A 437-nucleotide genomic window follows, 5' to 3' on the forward strand; every position below is an offset into this window, starting at 1 on the left:
GACGGGCATCGAGTTCGCGATCCTGAAAGGGTTCCTCGCCCGCCCCACGCATGTGCTTGCCCGCGAGGCGGTGATGGCCAATGCCTATGCCGCCAACATCCATGTCTCGGAACGCACCGTCGACAGCCATATCCGCAACATCCGCGCCAAGCTGGCGGCGGCCGGCTGCACCGATGCGATCGAGACCGTGCACGGCGTCGGCTTCCGGCTCGGCCGATGCGGCCATTGAACTCGCGGAAATGGATCGGGGACAAATGGCGGCCGCGGCTGGCCACTGTGGTGGTCGCCATCCTGATCGTGGTGATGGCGCTGCCGCTGGTCGGCCTGTTCTTCTTTCGCCTCTATGAGAACCAGCTGATCCGCCAGACCGAGGCGGAGCTGATCGCGCAAGGCGCGGTGCTCGCCGCCATCTATGCCGAGGATGTGCGCCAGGCCGG

General features: G+C 66.4%; 1 protein-coding gene and 1 pseudogene. Both read left to right on the forward strand.

Annotated features, from left to right (window positions below):
• A partial coding sequence (locus tag EN742_RS37380; protein WP_148670634.1) for a winged helix-turn-helix domain-containing protein occupies window positions 1–229 on the forward strand: 229 nt, incomplete at its 5' end.
• Window positions 217–437: pseudogene (locus tag EN742_RS37385) on the forward strand (two-component sensor histidine kinase); the annotation flags it as partial. The gene EN742_RS37380 and the pseudogene EN742_RS37385, both read left to right, overlap by 13 nt.

It is taken from the genome of Mesorhizobium sp. M4A.F.Ca.ET.020.02.1.1, assembly GCF_004022645.1.
In the GTDB taxonomy this organism is placed as follows: Bacteria; Pseudomonadota; Alphaproteobacteria; order Rhizobiales; family Rhizobiaceae; genus Mesorhizobium.